Source organism: Paenibacillus sp. Pae15 (assembly GCF_024519685.1).
In the GTDB taxonomy this organism is placed as follows: domain Bacteria; phylum Bacillota; class Bacilli; order Paenibacillales; family NBRC-103111; genus Paenibacillus_G; species Paenibacillus_G naphthalenovorans.
The window spans coordinates 23161-39214 of the sequence record NZ_JALJRM010000023.1; the positions used below are offsets into that span (position 1 = coordinate 23161).

14 protein-coding genes are annotated in these 16054 nt (G+C 52.6%); 7 read left to right on the top strand and 7 right to left on the bottom strand.

Features of this window, described 5'->3' with window-relative positions; all coding sequences use genetic code 11:
- The first annotated feature begins 132 nt into the window (after nucleotides 1-132).
- Genes NR121_RS17995 through NR121_RS18005 form a run of 3 tightly spaced genes read left to right on the top strand, consistent with a single transcriptional unit; the run spans nucleotide 133 to nucleotide 3453 of the window.
- Complete coding sequence (locus tag NR121_RS17995) at nucleotides 133-1278, top strand: glycerate kinase (protein WP_306274569.1); 1146 nt, start codon at nucleotides 133-135, stop codon at nucleotides 1276-1278.
- A gap of 17 nt (nucleotides 1279-1295) precedes the next feature.
- Entirely contained in the window at nucleotides 1296-2255 is a 960-nt protein-coding gene (locus NR121_RS18000; RefSeq protein ID WP_062406941.1) for a D-2-hydroxyacid dehydrogenase, read from the top strand.
- Nucleotides 2256-2292: 37 nt separating this feature from the next.
- The gene (locus tag NR121_RS18005; protein ID WP_235594233.1) at nucleotides 2293-3453 is read left to right on the top strand and encodes an NAD(P)-binding domain-containing protein; all 1161 of its coding nucleotides are present in this window, start codon (nucleotides 2293-2295) and stop codon (nucleotides 3451-3453) included.
- Between the two features lie 160 nt (nucleotides 3454-3613).
- Here the strand turns inward: NR121_RS18005 and NR121_RS18010 are convergent, their stop codons facing one another.
- From NR121_RS18010 to NR121_RS18020, 3 genes are all read right to left on the bottom strand, one after another.
- On the bottom strand, nucleotides 3614-6202 hold the full coding sequence (locus tag NR121_RS18010; protein WP_062406943.1) for an Ig-like domain-containing protein: 2589 nt from the start codon (nucleotides 6200-6202) through the stop codon (nucleotides 3614-3616).
- Between the two features lie 464 nt (nucleotides 6203-6666).
- Nucleotides 6667-7485: a Cof-type HAD-IIB family hydrolase gene (locus NR121_RS18015; protein ID WP_062406945.1), complete on the bottom strand. Its 819-nt coding sequence runs from the start codon at nucleotides 7483-7485 to the stop codon at nucleotides 6667-6669.
- The gene (locus NR121_RS18020) at nucleotides 7482-8255 is read right to left on the bottom strand and encodes a DeoR/GlpR family DNA-binding transcription regulator (RefSeq protein ID WP_054819317.1); all 774 of its coding nucleotides are present in this window, start codon (nucleotides 8253-8255) and stop codon (nucleotides 7482-7484) included. The genes NR121_RS18015 and NR121_RS18020 overlap by 4 nt, the downstream gene beginning before the upstream one ends.
- Nucleotides 8256-8449: 194 nt before the next feature.
- On the opposite strand from NR121_RS18020, the gene NR121_RS18025 reads away from it, so the two are divergent.
- Both NR121_RS18025 and NR121_RS18030 read left to right on the top strand, forming a co-directional pair.
- Complete coding sequence (locus NR121_RS18025; protein WP_235594234.1) at nucleotides 8450-9553, top strand: acyltransferase; 1104 nt, start codon at nucleotides 8450-8452, stop codon at nucleotides 9551-9553.
- A gap of 74 nt (nucleotides 9554-9627) precedes the next feature.
- Complete coding sequence (locus NR121_RS18030; RefSeq protein ID WP_062406947.1) at nucleotides 9628-9909, top strand: hypothetical protein; 282 nt, start codon at nucleotides 9628-9630, stop codon at nucleotides 9907-9909.
- Between the two features lie 88 nt (nucleotides 9910-9997).
- Here NR121_RS18030 and NR121_RS18035 read toward each other — a convergent pair whose 3' ends face one another.
- From NR121_RS18035 to NR121_RS18050, 4 genes are all read right to left on the bottom strand, one after another.
- Nucleotides 9998-10330: a hypothetical protein gene (locus tag NR121_RS18035; RefSeq protein WP_054819319.1), complete on the bottom strand. Its 333-nt coding sequence runs from the start codon at nucleotides 10328-10330 to the stop codon at nucleotides 9998-10000.
- Nucleotides 10331-10468: 138 nt separating this feature from the next.
- Nucleotides 10469-10822 carry a YtpI family protein gene (locus NR121_RS18040; RefSeq protein WP_235594323.1) on the bottom strand — a complete coding sequence of 118 codons (354 nt, stop codon included), beginning with the start codon at nucleotides 10820-10822 and terminating at the stop codon, nucleotides 10469-10471.
- A 38-nt stretch (nucleotides 10823-10860) separates the two neighbouring features.
- Nucleotides 10861-11370 (bottom strand): sporulation membrane protein YtrI, encoded by a 510-nt coding sequence (locus tag NR121_RS18045; protein ID WP_062406949.1) that lies wholly within the window; start codon nucleotides 11368-11370, stop codon nucleotides 10861-10863.
- Nucleotides 11367-11699, bottom strand: a complete 333-nt coding sequence (locus tag NR121_RS18050) for a YtrH family sporulation protein (RefSeq protein ID WP_062410828.1) — start codon at nucleotides 11697-11699, stop codon at nucleotides 11367-11369. The genes NR121_RS18045 and NR121_RS18050 overlap by 4 nt, the downstream gene beginning before the upstream one ends.
- A gap of 198 nt (nucleotides 11700-11897) precedes the next feature.
- Here NR121_RS18050 and NR121_RS18055 point away from each other — a divergent pair, with 198 nt between their 5' ends.
- Both NR121_RS18055 and NR121_RS18060 read left to right on the top strand, forming a co-directional pair.
- Nucleotides 11898-15470, top strand: a complete 3573-nt coding sequence (locus NR121_RS18055; protein WP_062406951.1) for a DNA polymerase III subunit alpha — start codon at nucleotides 11898-11900, stop codon at nucleotides 15468-15470.
- Between the two features lie 89 nt (nucleotides 15471-15559).
- Entirely contained in the window at nucleotides 15560-16054 is a 495-nt protein-coding gene (locus NR121_RS18060; protein WP_054819142.1) for a phosphatidylglycerophosphatase A family protein, read from the top strand.

The window sequence follows — 16054 nt, forward strand, 5'->3', positions numbered from 1 at the left end:
TCTGTTGTATATTATAACTGAATTTGAGTTGAAAATAACTTCAAAATTTAGTTAAAAGCAATAAAGAAAGCGATTACGTTTTCGTGTATGATAAGGATAACAGCAGATCAGATCAGACGGGAGAGAGGATGAATGATGAAAATTGTAGTCGCACCGGATTCCTTTAAAGGAAGCCTGACGGCCGTACAGGTAGGCAATATCATGGCCCGGGCCCTGCTTCAGGAAATTCCATCAGCTGAAGTGAACGTGATTCCTATGGCGGACGGAGGAGAAGGTACAGTCGACGCCTTGGTCAAAGCGACGGACGGCAGCATCGTTCGGCTTCAAGTCACAGGGCCTAGAGGAGAGCGTGTGGACACGTATTATGGCGTCATTACGGATCAAGGAGAGCCTGCTGCGGTTATCGAAGCGGCCAATGTCATCGGACTGCCTATGGTGCCCAAGGAGCACCGGAATCCTCTGCACACGACGACCAGAGGGTTGGGTGAAGTCATTCGCAGCGCTCTGGATCAAGGCTATCGGCGATTGATCATCGGGCTTGGGGGAAGCTCGACCAACGATGGAGGATTGGGGCTTCTTATTGCGCTTGGAGCCCGTTTTACCTGCAAGGACGGACGAGCTGCGGAAGGATACGGCCGTGAGCTCGGGCAGCTGGCCGAGACGGATTTGAAAGGCTTGGACCCGCGTCTTGCGGATTGCCGAATTACGATTGCCAGCGATGTGACGAATCCGCTGCTCGGGCCGGAGGGCGCTTCCCACATCTTCGGTCCGCAAAAGGGAGCTTCTCCCGAGATCGTACTTCAATTGGACAAAGGCATGAAGTCATATGCTGACCTGCTGGAGGCCCGAATGTCCCTTAGTCTGCGGGATCAGCCGGGAGCCGGTGCCGCAGGAGGGCTTGGCTTTGCGCTGTTGGCCCTGGGAGCGAATATGGTTCCCGGCGCTCGATTGGTGGAAGAAATGTCCGGTTTGAAGCAGCGGATCGATGAGGCGGATTGGGTGATGACCGGAGAAGGTCGAAGCGACGGGCAGACTTTGTTCGGCAAGCTTCCATATCATGTGGCGCAACTGGCCAAGGAAGCAGGAAAGGAAGCTATCCTGATCTCCGGCAGTCTCGGAGACGGCAGCGAACGGCTTACGCCCCATTTTGCCGGCTGCTTTTCTGTCGTACGCGGCCCCTCGACACTTGAGGAATGCATGGAGGATGCCGAGAACCATTTGTTTCAGTGCACGCTGAACGTGGCCCGTTTGTTGTATAAAGCTTCAATCAGATCATAAGGAGGAACCATGCGTACATGAAAATCGTTGTGTTGGACGGATATACCCTGAATCCGGGGGATTTGAATTGGAAGGGTCTGGAGGAACTCGGGGAAACGGTCATTTATGACCGTACCCCTTCAGACGAAATCATTCGTCGGGCCGCGGAGGCCGAGATTGTGCTTACAAACAAGACGCCGCTCTCGGCGGACACGCTTTCGCAGCTGCCGAAGCTGCGCTATATCGGTGTTCTGGCTACCGGATATAATGTGGTAGATATCCAGGCGGCCAAGGAGAGAGGAATTCCCGTTACGAATATACCGGCATACGGAACGAACTCCGTGGCGCAATTTGTATTCGCTCTGCTCCTGGAGCTGTGCCACCGGACACAGTGGCATAGCGATGCCGTTCACGGGGGGGAATGGTCGCGAAGCATTGACTTTTGCTTCACCAAGACGTCTCAAGTAGAGCTGGCCGGCAAGACGCTGGGCCTGATCGGGCTTGGGCGCATCGGTACCCAAACGGCCAGGATTGCCCGCGCTTTCGACATGCGGGTCATCGCAGTCGGCAGCGGCAGAAGCGTACCTCCGCAGGTGGAGGGAGTCGAATGGGTGGAGCTGAATGCGCTTTTGGAGCAGTCCGATGTGGTCAGCCTTCACTGCCCGTTGATACCTTCCACGGAAAAGTTCATCAACGCGGAGCGAATCTCGCGTATGAAGCCTTCGGCTTTTCTGATCAACACCTCGAGAGGTCCTTTAATTGAAGAGAAGGATTTGGCGGCAGCGCTCAATGAAGGGCGTTTGGCCGGAGCGGCTCTGGATGTGCTCTCCGTCGAACCGCCGACGCAGGACAATCCGTTGTTCGGAGCCCAAAACTGCATCATTACTCCCCATATGGCTTGGGCTACTAGAGACGCGAGAGCAAGATTATTGGATACAGCCGTAGGCAACGTGCGGGCTTTTCTTGAAGGCCGGACGGTTCATGTGGTAAATTCGTAAAAAACAATCCTTTTTTATCCAATTTGGAGGGGGAAAAATGACCATGAAACTGGCTTTTATCGGACTTGGCAATATGGGGCTCCCAATGGCTCGGAATTTGGTGAAGGCGAATTACGAAGTGTACGGCGTCAATCGAAGCAAGGCCAAAGAAGATGCTTTCGTGAATGCCGGAGGGAAAGCGGGACGATCCGCAGCTGAATTGGCTCAGGATGTGGATGTACTGATGACCTGCCTTCCCATGCCCGCTGATGTGGAAAAAGTGTTCCTCGGTGACGACGGAGTCATTCCAAACGGCCGGAAGGGATTGATCCTGATCGACTTCAGTACGGTATCTCCCGACCTGAACCGGAAGATCGCAGCCAGTGCGGAAGAAGCCGGCATGTTCTTCCTGGATGCTCCTGTCAGCGGGGGAACCGTAGGAGCCGAGCAGGGCACGCTGTCCGTTATGGTGGGCGGGGAGAAGGCTGTATTTGATCAGGTTCTTCCCATTTTAGAGGTCGTCGGAAAGAACATTTACCATGTTGGCGCGACAGGCAGCGGTAACGTGGTGAAGCTGATCAATCAGCTGATGGTCGGAATACATACCCAGGCCGCGAGCGAAGCGATGGTGCTCGGTGAAGCTATGGGCGTTTCCAAAGAGACGCTGCATCAAATATTAAGCGCCAGCTTCGCTCAGAGCCGGATTTATGACCGGCACTACACGCAATTTGTGCAGAAGAATGCATTCGAGCCGGGCTTCGCTTTAAATTTGCTGCACAAAGACATGACCTTGCTCGAGTCGATGGCTCAGGAAAGCGGCACCCCGATTCCGCTCGGTTCTTATGCCGGGACGATGCTCGCATCCGCGAAGGCCGGAGGATTCGGCGACAAAGATATGTCGTCCATGTACTTATACAACAAAGAACGCGCAAGCGTGAAGACAGAGCGGAAGTATTTTGCCGTGTTCCTTCCCATGAAGGATGCGGAAAAAAGTCAGATCTATCGTCCTCAGCATCTGGCCTTTCTGGAGGAGCAGCGCAATGCGGGCAGGCTCTTTGCGAACGGCCGCTTCGCGGACGGAGGCGGCGGCTTGGTCGTTTACATCGCACAAAACGAAGAAGAAGTGAAATCGTGGGTGGAACAGGATCCTTATATTGTTCAGGGGGCCAGAAGCTACGAAATTCACGAGTGGGATCTGGTGAAAGGCCACTTGTTTTAAGGCTTCATTGTCCTTAAGGCCGTCCGGTTTCCATACGGTTTCATTCGATAAAAAAAGCCTGCAGCTCCTTCCGTCAGGAAGGTTTGTCTGCAAGCAGGAGGATCCGCTTCGGCGGATCCTTATCATTTTATAAAAGATGATAAAAGCTGGATGTTACCGGTTAGTTCACGATGACATATACCGTCGTTTTCTTCTTGGCATAGCTTACCGTAACCGTCGCCTTCCCTTTCCCGGTAGCTTTGATGATCCCGTCCTTCACATCGGCAACGCGAATGTTGGACGAGGTCCATAGCGCCGGAACGCTAACATCTTCCTCCGACAGGTCAGCAAAGGTAGCGGTCGCTTTTACCTTTGCAGTGGCCCCCTGCTTCAACTCTACCTTAACAACGTCCGTTTTCAAATATTTCAGCTTGTCGACCTCTGTAGGAATCGCAATGCTTTTGCCGCCAAAAGATACGGAGATCGTCGCATTGCCTGCGGATACGCCCGTTACTAAACCATTGTTTACATTGGCGATTTTATAATTGCTTGATTTCCATTGAGCGCTGGCGGTTACGTCTTTTTTGCTTCCGTCCGAAAGCGTGGCGGTCAGCGTAATTTGTTCCGTAGACCCGGATTTCGTGGAAATGAACCGCTTATCCACCTCCAACGTCTGTACGACACCGATCTCTACAGATATCGAGACCGTTTTGCCGCCGTATTTTGCCGTAATCGTAGCTTTTCCGCGTGAGACTGGAGTCACCGTGCCCTTATCCACCGTGACGATCGCGGTATTGCTCGATGTCCAATCCGCTTCCGCCGTTACATCCTTGACCGTTCCGTTTGCATCGGTGGCATTTAACGTAATCGCCTTCGTTTCGTTCAAATCGAAATGAAGAAAAGCCGGATTTGCCGTCAGCTTGTCGGCCATATCCACTTGAACCGTAAAGGTCACCGTCTTGCTTTCAAATGACGCCGTAATGGTCGCTTCCCCGGAGCCAACAGCAGTAACCACACCCGCATCAACCGATGCCGCTTTGGCATTCGAGCTTGTCCATTCGGCTTCCGTGGAAACCTTCTTTGTCGTACCGTCCGTATACGTTGCAGTCAAGTCAAGAGCTTGAGCCGCTCCTTTTTTCAAGGACAGGATGGTCTGGCTTGTTGTAGTCAAGCTTTTCAGCACGCCGACGGATACTTGGACGGTTGTCGATCTTGTTCCGTACTTGGCCGTAATCGTAACAGCCCCGGTACCTACACCGGTAATCTGGCCTTTGCTTACTTCGGCGATGGCCGAAGAGCTTGTCGACCATTCCGCTTTATCGGTAATATCCACGGTTCTTCCGTCGCTGTAAATGGCGCTTAGTGTAACCTGTTCGTAGCCGCCGACTTGAAAGCTGACGGTTTTCAAGCTTGGCTTGATCGTAATCGGGATGTCCACGGATACTTTAATCGCAACGCTTTTACCGCCGTAATTGGCCGTCACGGTTGCTTCACCGGCTTTATAAGCGGTTACCTTGCCGCTCAAAACGGAAGCGACGGCATCATTGTCAATCGACCATTTGGCCTGGTCCGTTACATCTTCCTGCGTACCATCAGCATATGTGGCCCATAATACGATGGAATCGCTTTTGCCCGTTTGCAGATCCAGCGTATCCTTTTCCGGCTCCAGCCTTTTCGGCACATCGACGTCGACGGTCACGGCCGCTGTTTTCTGACCGTATTTTGCCGTAATGATCGCTTCGCCCGATGCATTGGCAAACAATTTGCCTTTGACGACGCTAACGACAGCTTCATTGCTCGAAGACCATTCCGCCCGGCCGGTAATTTCCTCTGTGTTTCCTTCGGCGTAGCTTGCCGTCAGCTTCAACTGCCGGGTGTCGTTCTTTTTCATTAATATGTTTTCCATTCCGAGATCGAGCTTGATGGCATGATCGACATCCACTTTAATCGTGGCCGATTTCGTTCCGTAAGATCCGGTGATCGTCGCCTGTCCCGGACCGTATCCGGTAATTTTTCCCTTCAGAACGTCGGCGATATCCGGGTTGTCCGATTCCCATTCAGCCTTGTCCGAGACGTCTTCCGAGGACCCGTCCGGATAAGTGGCCAGCAGCTGTACGGTATCCGAATCGTTTAATAATAAAGATACTTTCGATTTATCCGGATCGACGCGCTTCACAATTTCGATATTGACCGGGATCGATACGGACTGGTTGTTATATTTGGCCGAAACGATAGCCGTACCTGAATTTTGCCCCGTAACCAAGCCGTTGACCACCGTAGCGACCTGACCATTATCGATATTCCAATCGGCTTTCGAAGTCACGTCTTCCGAGGCACCGTCATCATAATAGGCGGTAAGGGTGACCTGTTCCGATTTGCCTTTGCGTAAATCGATGGTTTGCTTATCCTTGATCAGCGACCGGACACGCTTGTTCACGGTCACGTTTACGATCACGGTTTTTCCCAGGTAAGTCGCCGTGATGACGGCTTTTCCTTCTTTTTTTGCGGTGACCACTCCCGCGTATACCGATGCGATATCCGATGCTCCTGAATTCCAGTCCGTTTTAACCGTCACCTCTTCTGTCGTTCCGTTAGTATGCACGGCCGTAGCTGTTAAAGCTGCGGTGCTGCCAACCTCCAGCGTCAGCTCGTTTTTATTCAGCACCAGACTGGAAATTTCCGCAGCCATCGCGCTCATTGCGCCAAAGCTGCTTGATACGATCGTCAAAACAAGTAACCCCAGCAAAAGCTTTTTTGCCCGCAAGCCCATATAGTATCATCTCCTTAGTCATTTTTCTGATAGGTCAATCTTTGTCAAAAAAAAGACCTTCTCCAGTCTCCCGGCTGCAAGCCCAATTTGGGCATTCTTCGTGACTTTGAAACCGCAATCCTCCTTTTAGATGAAAAGTCTTTCGTCTGAATAGGGGCCTCCATGAGCTCGTCTTCCTGCTTTGATCGACGACATAATTTTGGAAACCTCACCCATCGTATATCGACGGGATTCTTCAAAAATTTTAGTTTTGGAAGCTGAAAGAATGCTGAAAATGTACTCTTCGGATAAAACACTTAAGAAATAACGCCATCAGCATAAATAGGAATCTGTAAACTACCTTCAAAAACAAAAACAGGGCCGTCCCATAAGTCAACCCTGGAGTAACTGGATGACTGAGGGACAGCCCTTGTGATTTTTAGCGTAACAGTGACAATCCGCCGCCGAAGGCGGTTCTGGCCCTTTCAGCTGCTCCGGTTCGAGCGTCCGTGAAGAGAGGCATTGTGTGAGAGGATCCGTTTAATGCCTTCCGCTACACCCGATACAGAGTGCGCCGCTTTTGCCTGAACGTCAGGGTGGCTGGCAGCCATCGCAAAGCTGTGCGGCGTGACTGCGAACATGGATAAATCATTAAACGAATCGCCAAAGCAGGCGGTCTCCTCCAGCTTCATGCCCAAATGTTCAAGAAGCGAGAGCAGTCCGGTGCCCTTGGAGGTGTGCCGCGGCATGACATCCATGCAGTCCACATCAGAGATATAGGCATCAATGGCTTCGCCATACTTGCCTTTCAACACCTTCTGGAACTGCAAAAGCTCGCCGACATCGCCCATGAAGGAGATTTTGCCGCATACTAGCTGCCGGCCCAGCTTTTCCTGCAGGTCGTTCATTTCCACAAGCGGAGCCATCAGACGGCTGCTCAGCTCTTCCGCCCGTTCGCTCCAGCGTTCTACGACATAGCTGTCGGGGGCGGCGATCAGGGTCAGGAAGGGTGTACCGGAAGCCGCCTGCGCAAGATCCGCGATCAGCTCGCGTTCAAATGCGCTTTGATGAATCAGCTTTCCTTCCGCGGTGTGCACGTAAGCGCCGTTTTGGGAGATCGCGTGACCGGTAATCCCCAACTCCTCCATGACGCTGACGATTTCAGGCCGCATTCTTCCGGAAGCGAATGCAACGGCAATCCCTTGTGCCTTTGCTTCTTGGAGCGCCTGTCTGTCTTCCGGACGAACGGCCTTATGGTTGTGCAGCAGAGTGCCGTCCAAATCGCTGACAATCAATCGGATCATGGTTCGTTCTCTCCTTTGGCAATCATGATATTGATATCGTGGCGCAGCAGCGCTTCTTTCATCCCGTCCTCCGGCTCGCGGTCGGTGATCAGAATGTCGATGCTTTCCAGCCCGTTTACCCGGTAAAATTGGCGAAGCCCGAATTTCGTATGGTCCGCCAGCACAATGACCTGATCGCTTCTGCGCATCATTTCTTTCATCACATACCCTTCTTCTTCAAAAGGGTTTGTCAGTCCGTCGGGGGTAATCCCGCTGGTGCCGATGATCAGCTTGTCGGCCTGATAATCACGCAGCATTTCGAGAGTCCGTGCACCAAAGATAAACCGGTGACGCGGATGCACGACGCCTCCGAGCAGATGGACGGTAATGCCCGGTCTTTGCGAGAGAAGTCCGGCGATGTCGATGGAATTGGTCACGATCACGTGCCCGTCCGTGCGCAGCTCTTCCGCCGCATTCATGACGGTGGTCGAGGCGTCCATGAACAAGTAGTCTCCTGTCTGCACCAGGGAGGCGGCCAGACGTCCGATGGCCCGTTTTACGGCGGGCTCCTCCTGAAGCCGGTCTCCGTAGCCCGAGACATCTTTATTGAGCCCGCGCCATATCGCGCCCCCGCGGGTACGCAGAATCTGGCCCTGCTCCTCAAGCTTGACGATATCCCGGCGAGCCGTATCCCTCGAAACCTGAAACAACTCGCAGATGTCTTCGACGGAGATTCGCTGATGCTGCCGAATATGCTCCAAAATGGCGATCAATCGCTCCTCTTGGTACATGGTCCGCTCCTTTCACCCCTTCGTTTTTATCAATTATAAGCATTATTACTTAAATTATGCAAGTATTTATAAGTGATTGTAAGTATTTTCTCGCGGATATGGCAAATCAGAGATTCGTTCCATGCTCCCGAATATGTTACAATGTCATGAGAAGTTGCAAAGTGATTATTTTCAAAGGAAGGAATAACCTGATCGTGGCTACTGCAAAACCGAAATCAAAACCGAAGCTGTTAGAGCTGGACGTCGTCCGGGCCATCGCCATACTGGCGGTGCTGATTATTCATTCGACGTCGGATGCTACCGTGGAGCTTCCGATTGGAAGTGGCTCACAGGCCATGTATTTGGCGCTGAACAAGCTGAGCAATTTTGCCGTTCCGGTCTTTATTATCGTGAGTGGAATCGTACTTTTTTACAAATATCAGGGCGAAAGCTTTGGCGGCAAGCAGGTGCTTCAATTTTACGTCAAGCGTGTGAAGCATGTGCTCTTTCCCTATGTGCTCTGGTCGTTGTTCTATTACTTGTACAACCAGTGGATTTTCGACAGGGAAAACTTGCATATGGATTGGTCCAGGTTCGCCGATTTGCTGCCATGGGCCGAGGCATCTTATCATTTGTACTTTATGGTGATTATCGTCCAGTTTTATTTGCTGTTTCCGCTGATGATGTGGCTCTGCCGGTTTGCCTGGTTCAGGAGAAGCCTGATATGGATCGGTCTTGTCATTCAGGCGGTCTTTTACTCCTACAACCATTGGGTGGAGCCGATCAACCACATGCCGTCGCTTTGCGTCAATTATTTCAGCATGTTCACGCTGGGCGGCTGGATCGGTCTTCATTATGAGACGTTTGCCGCCTGGCTGAGAAGACATGCCGCATGGGTGCTGCCGGCTGCCGTCGTCATAGGCTGCAGCTTCCTGGGACTGTTCATGCTGGAGGGTCGGACAAGCATTGTTCTTGACGGAGCCTGGTATCATGTGCTCTTCTTCGTTTATGCGGCGTTAGCAGGGCTGAGCTTGATCCGGCTGGGACAATTGCTGATTCGCTTCGCCATGCCTGCGGCCCGGGCGCTAATGGCGCTGGGGGCCGTTTCCTTCGGGATTTATTTGATTCATCCGGCGGTGCTGACTTACTACCGCACTCATTTTCCGAATGAAAGCGGAGCGATCGGGCAGTACCATCTGTATACCTTTACGGCGTTCGCTCTGAGTCTGATCATTCCATGGATTCTGACTTACGCATACGGATTGGCTGTCCGGCTGCTGCGCCGTCCCAAGCCGAAGTCGTCTGCACAAGGAGCCTGAACGGTGATATTCGGACCTCATCCTTCATACAATGGATTGTACAAGTCTTTTGAGAGGGAGGAGGGCATGCAATCATGAAAGGAATCAAAAATATCGTATTTATAGGGCTGACGCTGGGCATGCTGATTTACGCTGTACCGAAGCTTAAAACGACGGGGCTTGACTGGTCGCTTGAATCGGTATTCGGCATCGGCTGGATCGCTTTTGCTCTGCTTGTAGTGGCGGCCCATTTGCATCAGCTGCTGGGCGTGGAGGAAGAAACGAAACGGGAGCTTTTGAAGGTGAAGCGCATGAAGCGGTGGAAGATGGAGCAGGCGCTGCAGGGCAGACGCAAGCTGCTGCAGGTAAAAAAATAATGGATACGCAAAAAAGGCCTTTTTTTCCTGTGCAGGGTGAAAATGGCCTCTTTTTTGCGTACCGTTGTCCTTGTTCGGTTCTGCCGGATTAAATGAGCAGGGTGATGGCAAGCAGATCGAATAATACAAGAGGTAAAATGACATTGCTGTAGTACGAATAGTACGGAAAGTAAGGATAAGGACCAGGCAGTAAAGCCCGGCTGTGTCCCGGCAGCGTTTGCAGGTATAAGTGGTGGTTGTCGACATGCACGATGATGCCGTCGAAGGTCTGGCCGTGAACGGTTTGTACGCGCACGGGCTTGTGTATGTGTTGGGAGCACACGTGAAGAAGTTTTTCTTTGCACTTGCCTATGACTTCCAAGGCATTGGCTTCCAACTCGTAAATGGGCTGCTGCTGCCCTGCATGGGGAGCCTTCTCCATGATGATCGGACACCTCCTAAGGATGTAAGCTACTTCCATCCTATGCAGGCAAATCACGAAATATTAAGTATAAAATGTTGTAAAACGGTCATATGAAAAGCAATAACCGCCGGAAGCCCCGGACGGTTCGTATGGCTTTTAGCGCTTGAAGTGGAAGTAATTGCGAAGACCTGCGTAGAAATTAAACAATCCCAGAAGAAGGCACACCGTACCGAAAATTCGCCTGATAACCGAATCCTCAAAGAAGAACAACTGGGTGATGGAGATGATAATCAGCATGATCCCCATCGCAATATTCATCTTGGATGAGAGCAAGCCTCCGCGTTTCGGGTCCGTCTCTCTGCGGAAGCGATAGCTGTAAAAAACGGAAAAGCCAAGTGCGATGAAAATGAGTGTGCTGAGAGCGATCTGAATATTGGCAATCATGTTGGAAAGGCACATCCTTGTCGACAGGTTACATTCTTTAGTAATCACTTTACCGATTTCCGCCATGAAAATCAACCGGTTACCACCTGATGAATCGGGGGCGATTACGCCATCGGAATTCGTTTCCATTCCTTGACCGTGACCCAAACCTTGAGCTCCGTTTGCGTCAAGACGATCCATCTGACCGATTGGACGATGTAGTCCTTGTCCAGAACCCCCGTATAAGGTTTTTCTTTTAGAATCTGCTCGTACACATCCGGCATGGCTGCAAAATCCGAAATTTTGCGGCCGACGATAATTTTTTTGAGCTCACCGTGGATTCGGCGCTTCAGCTCGCTTTCCGTTATTTTATCCAATGGAGAATCGTCGGCCGATTCCACATAAATATTCAGCAGGTTGATCGTATTTTGTTGATTTTTGTTTTTTTTCAAGTCCTCCACTTCCCCCTCCAATCTGACATTTTCAGACACGAGTTCCCTGTTCTGAACAATCATCATATTAAGGCGCTGGTTATAGATACTTAGAAAAAGTGCGGCGCCGATGATCATGCCGGCAATCAGCAATCCTACCGCACGCAAAACATTTCCTGCCGATTCGTGAGGGGGAATTTTCAACCGCTGCTCCCTCCCTTGCAGATCCATTGAATAAGCGTCGTGCCCATATGGGCCCCGATAAATGCGCACACGATGTACATGATTTGTTGAATGGCAGGAGAAATGTGGCCGTCATGAAAATGAGTTTCGATCGCCCGGATCGGATCAATCGTTCCGCCGATGGCGGCTACCATAGCCCATATTTTGATCTGCTCCGACACATTCATCATTTTGTATACGGGAGGCTCCAATGTAATGACGGCGCTGATTCCCGCCAGCATGGTTCCCCCAAAAACAACCCCGAACGCCACGAAAAAATCCAGCAAGCATTTGGATAAAAATACCGCCATCATTTCCACCCTTTCCCGTTCTTTGACTGTTCGCTATAGGGCGGACCCATGCTGAAAGAGGTTGTCCCCCGCAAGCAGCCTGCCGGCCCCGACCCTCGAATGCTTCTTCATCTAAATATATGGCACACTTGTTCGCCTTATGCTAAAATAGGTACAAGATTTTTTTGAGGGATTCAGTAAGTATAGGAGGCGGCCCGGATGGGCGATATCGATTTTGTCCATTTGCATGTGCACAGCGAATACAGCTTGCTTGACGGCGCCGCACGCATTCAGGATCTGGTTCAGCAAGCGGCCGAGCTCGGCATGGAGGCTTTGGCGCTTACGGACCATGGCGTGATGTACGGTGTTATTCCTTTTTACCGCGCGTGCAAGGAACGGGGCATCAAGCCGATCATCGGCTGTGAAATGTACTTTACTGCGGGTTCATTACGTACAAAGGGCACCAGACAGGAGCAGCCCATCTATCATTTGATTCTGCTCGCCAAAAATCAGACCGGCTATCAAAACCTGATGAAGCTTTGTTCCATTGCGCATATGGAAGGCTATCATTACAAGCCGAGGATCGATCTCGAACATCTGGAGCGCTATTCGGAAGGACTGGTGTGCACGAGCTCCTGTCTGGGGAGCGAGGTATCCCAGCATTTGCTGCACGGACGCTATGAGGAAGCGAAGGAAGCGGCGCTCAGGTACCGGGCGATATTCGGAGACGATTTTTTTCTGGAGCTGCAGGATCACGGGCTTCCGGAGCAAAAAAAAGTGATGTACGAGATGATCAGGCTTGGCCGTGAGACAGGGATTCCGCTGATCGCCACCAATGACGTGCATTACGTACGGGAGCAGGATCATGCGGTGCAGGATATATTGCTGTGCATCGGCACGGGCAAAACCGTGGAGGACGAAGAGCGGCTCCGCTTTCATTCTTCACAGCTGTATCTCAAGAGTAAAGACGAGATGGCACGGATGTTCGCCCATGTACCGGAAGCGATAGCGAACACGGCGGCTGTTGCCGAACGCTGCAATCTGGAGCTTGAATTTGGGCGGTTCATCCTCCCGCAGTTCGATCCGATTCCGGAAGGGTTAACGGCCGGCGCGTATCTTGCGGAGCTTTGCGGGCAAGGGCTTAAAAGACGCTACTCCGCTCTCAAGGAATGGCAGGACGCGGCGTGGAGGGAAGCGGTGGAGCAGAGGCTTCAGTATGAGCTCGACGTCATCGAAAGGATGGGTTACTCCGATTATTTTCTGATCGTGTGGGATTTCATCCGTTTTGCGCATGAACGGGGCATCGCTACGGGACCGGGACGCGGCTCGTCCGCGGGCAGTCTGGTTGCCTACACGCTGAATATCACGAATGTGGATCCGATTCGCTACAACCTGCTGTTTGAGAGGTTTCTTAATCCCGAGCGGGTGTCGATGCCCGATATCGATATCGATTTCAGCGATCTTAGACGCGATGAAGTCATTGACTATGTGGTTCAAAAATACGGCAGGGATCGGGTCGCCCAGATCATCACCTTCGGTACGATGGCTGCTAAAGCGGCGGTAAGGGATGTGGGACGGGCGCTGAATGTGCCGTATAACGAAGTGGACCGCGCGGCGAAGCTGATTCCCAATCAGCTCGGCATGACGCTGGAGGAAGCGCTGCGCGTCAGTCCCGAGCTGAAAGCGCTGGCCGACAGGCAGCCCAAGACGGCGGAACTGCTGTCGCTTGCCATGAAGGTCGAGGGCATGCCGAGGCATGCGTCTACACACGCGGCGGGCGTCATCATTTCGCGTGAGCCGCTGACCCAGTACGTGCCTCTGCAGGAAGGAAACGAGCAGACAGCGCTGACGCAGTATCCGATGGAGCATTTGGAAGCGATAGGGCTGCTCAAAATGGATTTTCTCGGACTGCGTACGCTTTCCATCATTGAGCGTACAGTGGAGTGGATCCGCGAGCAGACCGGTACGCCTCCGGACTGGACACAGGTGCCGATGGACGATCCGGCGACCTACGAACTGTTGGGCCGCGGAGACACGACTGGCATATTTCAGCTCGAATCGCAAGGGGTTCGGCGCGTGCTCAAGGAGCTGAGGCCGTCGGATTTTGAAGATATTGTCTCGGTTCTCGCCCTGTACCGGCCGGGCCCGATGGAGTTTATTCCGAAGTATATCGGGGGCAAGCACGGACAACTGCAGGTGGAATATCCGCATGAAGCGCTGGAACCGATTCTTCGGGATACTTACGGCATTATTGTTTACCAGGAACAAATCATGCAAATCGCTTCGCTGATGGCCGGTTTCAGTCTGGGGGAAGCGGATTTGCTGCGCAGAGCGGTCAGCAAGAAGAAACGCGAGGTACTGGATCAGGAACGGTCCCACTTCGTTCAAGGCAGCTTGGGACAGGGCTACAGCGAAGCCGAAGCGAACCGGGTGTACGACATGATCGTCCGCTTCGCGGACTACGGATTTCCGCGGGCTCATGCGACGGCTTACGGCGTTTTGGCGTTCCAGACGGCTTATTTAAAGGCTCATTATCCTGTGCAGTTCATGGCTTCGATGCTTACCGCAGTCATGGGCAGCCACCATAAAGTGGCGGAATACGTGGATGAATGCAGGCGGATGGGCATAGCGGTTCTGCCGCCGGATGTGAACGAGAGCGGCTTTTTGTTTACCCCGGTCCAAACCCGGGAGGGCGGCGCCATTCGTTTCGGGCTGGCAGCCATCAAAAATGTCGGCACAACCGCGATCGAATCGATCCTGAAACAGAGGGAATCCGGTCCCTACCAAAGCTTGATCGACTTCTGCCGGCGCATCGATCTGCGGGTATGCAACAAGCGCGTGATGGAATCATTGATTCAAGGGGGCGCCTTCGATTCGCTGCCGGGACACCGCGCTCAGCTGCTGGCGATGCTGGAGGAGGCCATCGATGCGGCCGTCAAGTGGCGAAAGGACCGTGAGGATCTGCAACTCGTTCTGGAAGGATTTGGGTTTACGGAAGAGGTGAATTGGGAGGTAGAATATCCGGATATCCCTCCATTTACGTTGACGCAGCAGCTTGAGCTGGAAAGAGAACTGACCGGTCTTTATATCTCCGGCAGTCCGCTTGACGAGTTCGAGTCCAAACTGCATAAGCTTGAGCTTGATCCTTTGTCATCGCTGCAAGAATATCCTGACGGAAGCGATGTGATGGTAGCCGGGCTGGTCACGGCAAGCAAGACGATCGTGACCAAGAAAGGCCAGCCGATGGCGTTCATGGAACTGGAAGACCGTGTCGGCAAAACGGAGGTTGTCCTCTTCCCGGAGGTGTGGAAAAAATACGCTCCGCTCGTGCAGAAGGGAAAGCCGGTGCTCATCATGGCCAAGCTGCAGCTCGGAGACGAGGACTATAAGCTGTTTGCCAACCAGCTGCTGGCGCTGGACGACCCGCACCTGGAGCAGAAGGCGGTCAAACCCGCTGCTTCCGCGGCGGGAGGCAAGTTTTCCAGAAGCGAACGAGGGCCGTCCCCGCCAGCCCGCAGGCAGCCGGCTGCGCCGAAGGCCGCCGGGGCCTCGGCTGCTCCGGTATCCCAGCGGGTGTATATCCGAATCCCCGCGCAGCATGAGCAGCCCGGCGTTCTCTCCGAGCTGAAGCGGCTGATTGCGCAGCATACGGGGGCGCTGCCGGTTGTACTCTACTATGAGAAAAGCCAAAAAACGCTGGGCTTAAGCGATAAATACAAGGTAAGGCCCTCCCCGGAGCTTTTCCGGCGCATAGAAGAGCTGCTCGGTAAAGAATGTGTAAAAGTGAAATAATTCCGTCTTCCTCCGCATACATTTAATAACCCGTACGGCATCGGCGTGCTGCCGACCGATCTGTTGGAACTGGAGGAGGCGTTGTTTTTATGCCGCATCAATCAATTGTCGAATATCTGGAGAAGCGGGGCGTGAGTGTCGAAAGTATTGCCGATATCGTGTACAAGCTGCAGCATCCCTATAATCCGGCGCTTTCCAAGCAAGCTTGCGTGAACAGTGTAATGACCGTTTTAAAAAAAAGGGAAGTACAATATGTGTTGTACACCGGAATTGCGTTGGATGAGTTGGCGGAGAAAAAGCTGCTTCCCGAACCGCTGCAGGGATTGATGGAAACAGACGCCCCCCTGTACGGTGTGGACGAAACGCTCGCGCTTGGGATCGTTCATGTGTACGGAATGATCGGACTGACCAGCTTTGGATTCCTGGACAAGCAGAAAATAGGCATTATCCGGGACTTGAATAACCATAAAACGGGGATTCACGTGTTTCTGGATGACCTTGTTGCGGGACTTGCCGCAGCGGCTTCGGCGCGCATTGCCCACAAGCACCAGGATGAATTGGACGGCCTTCCTCCGGTTGAATGA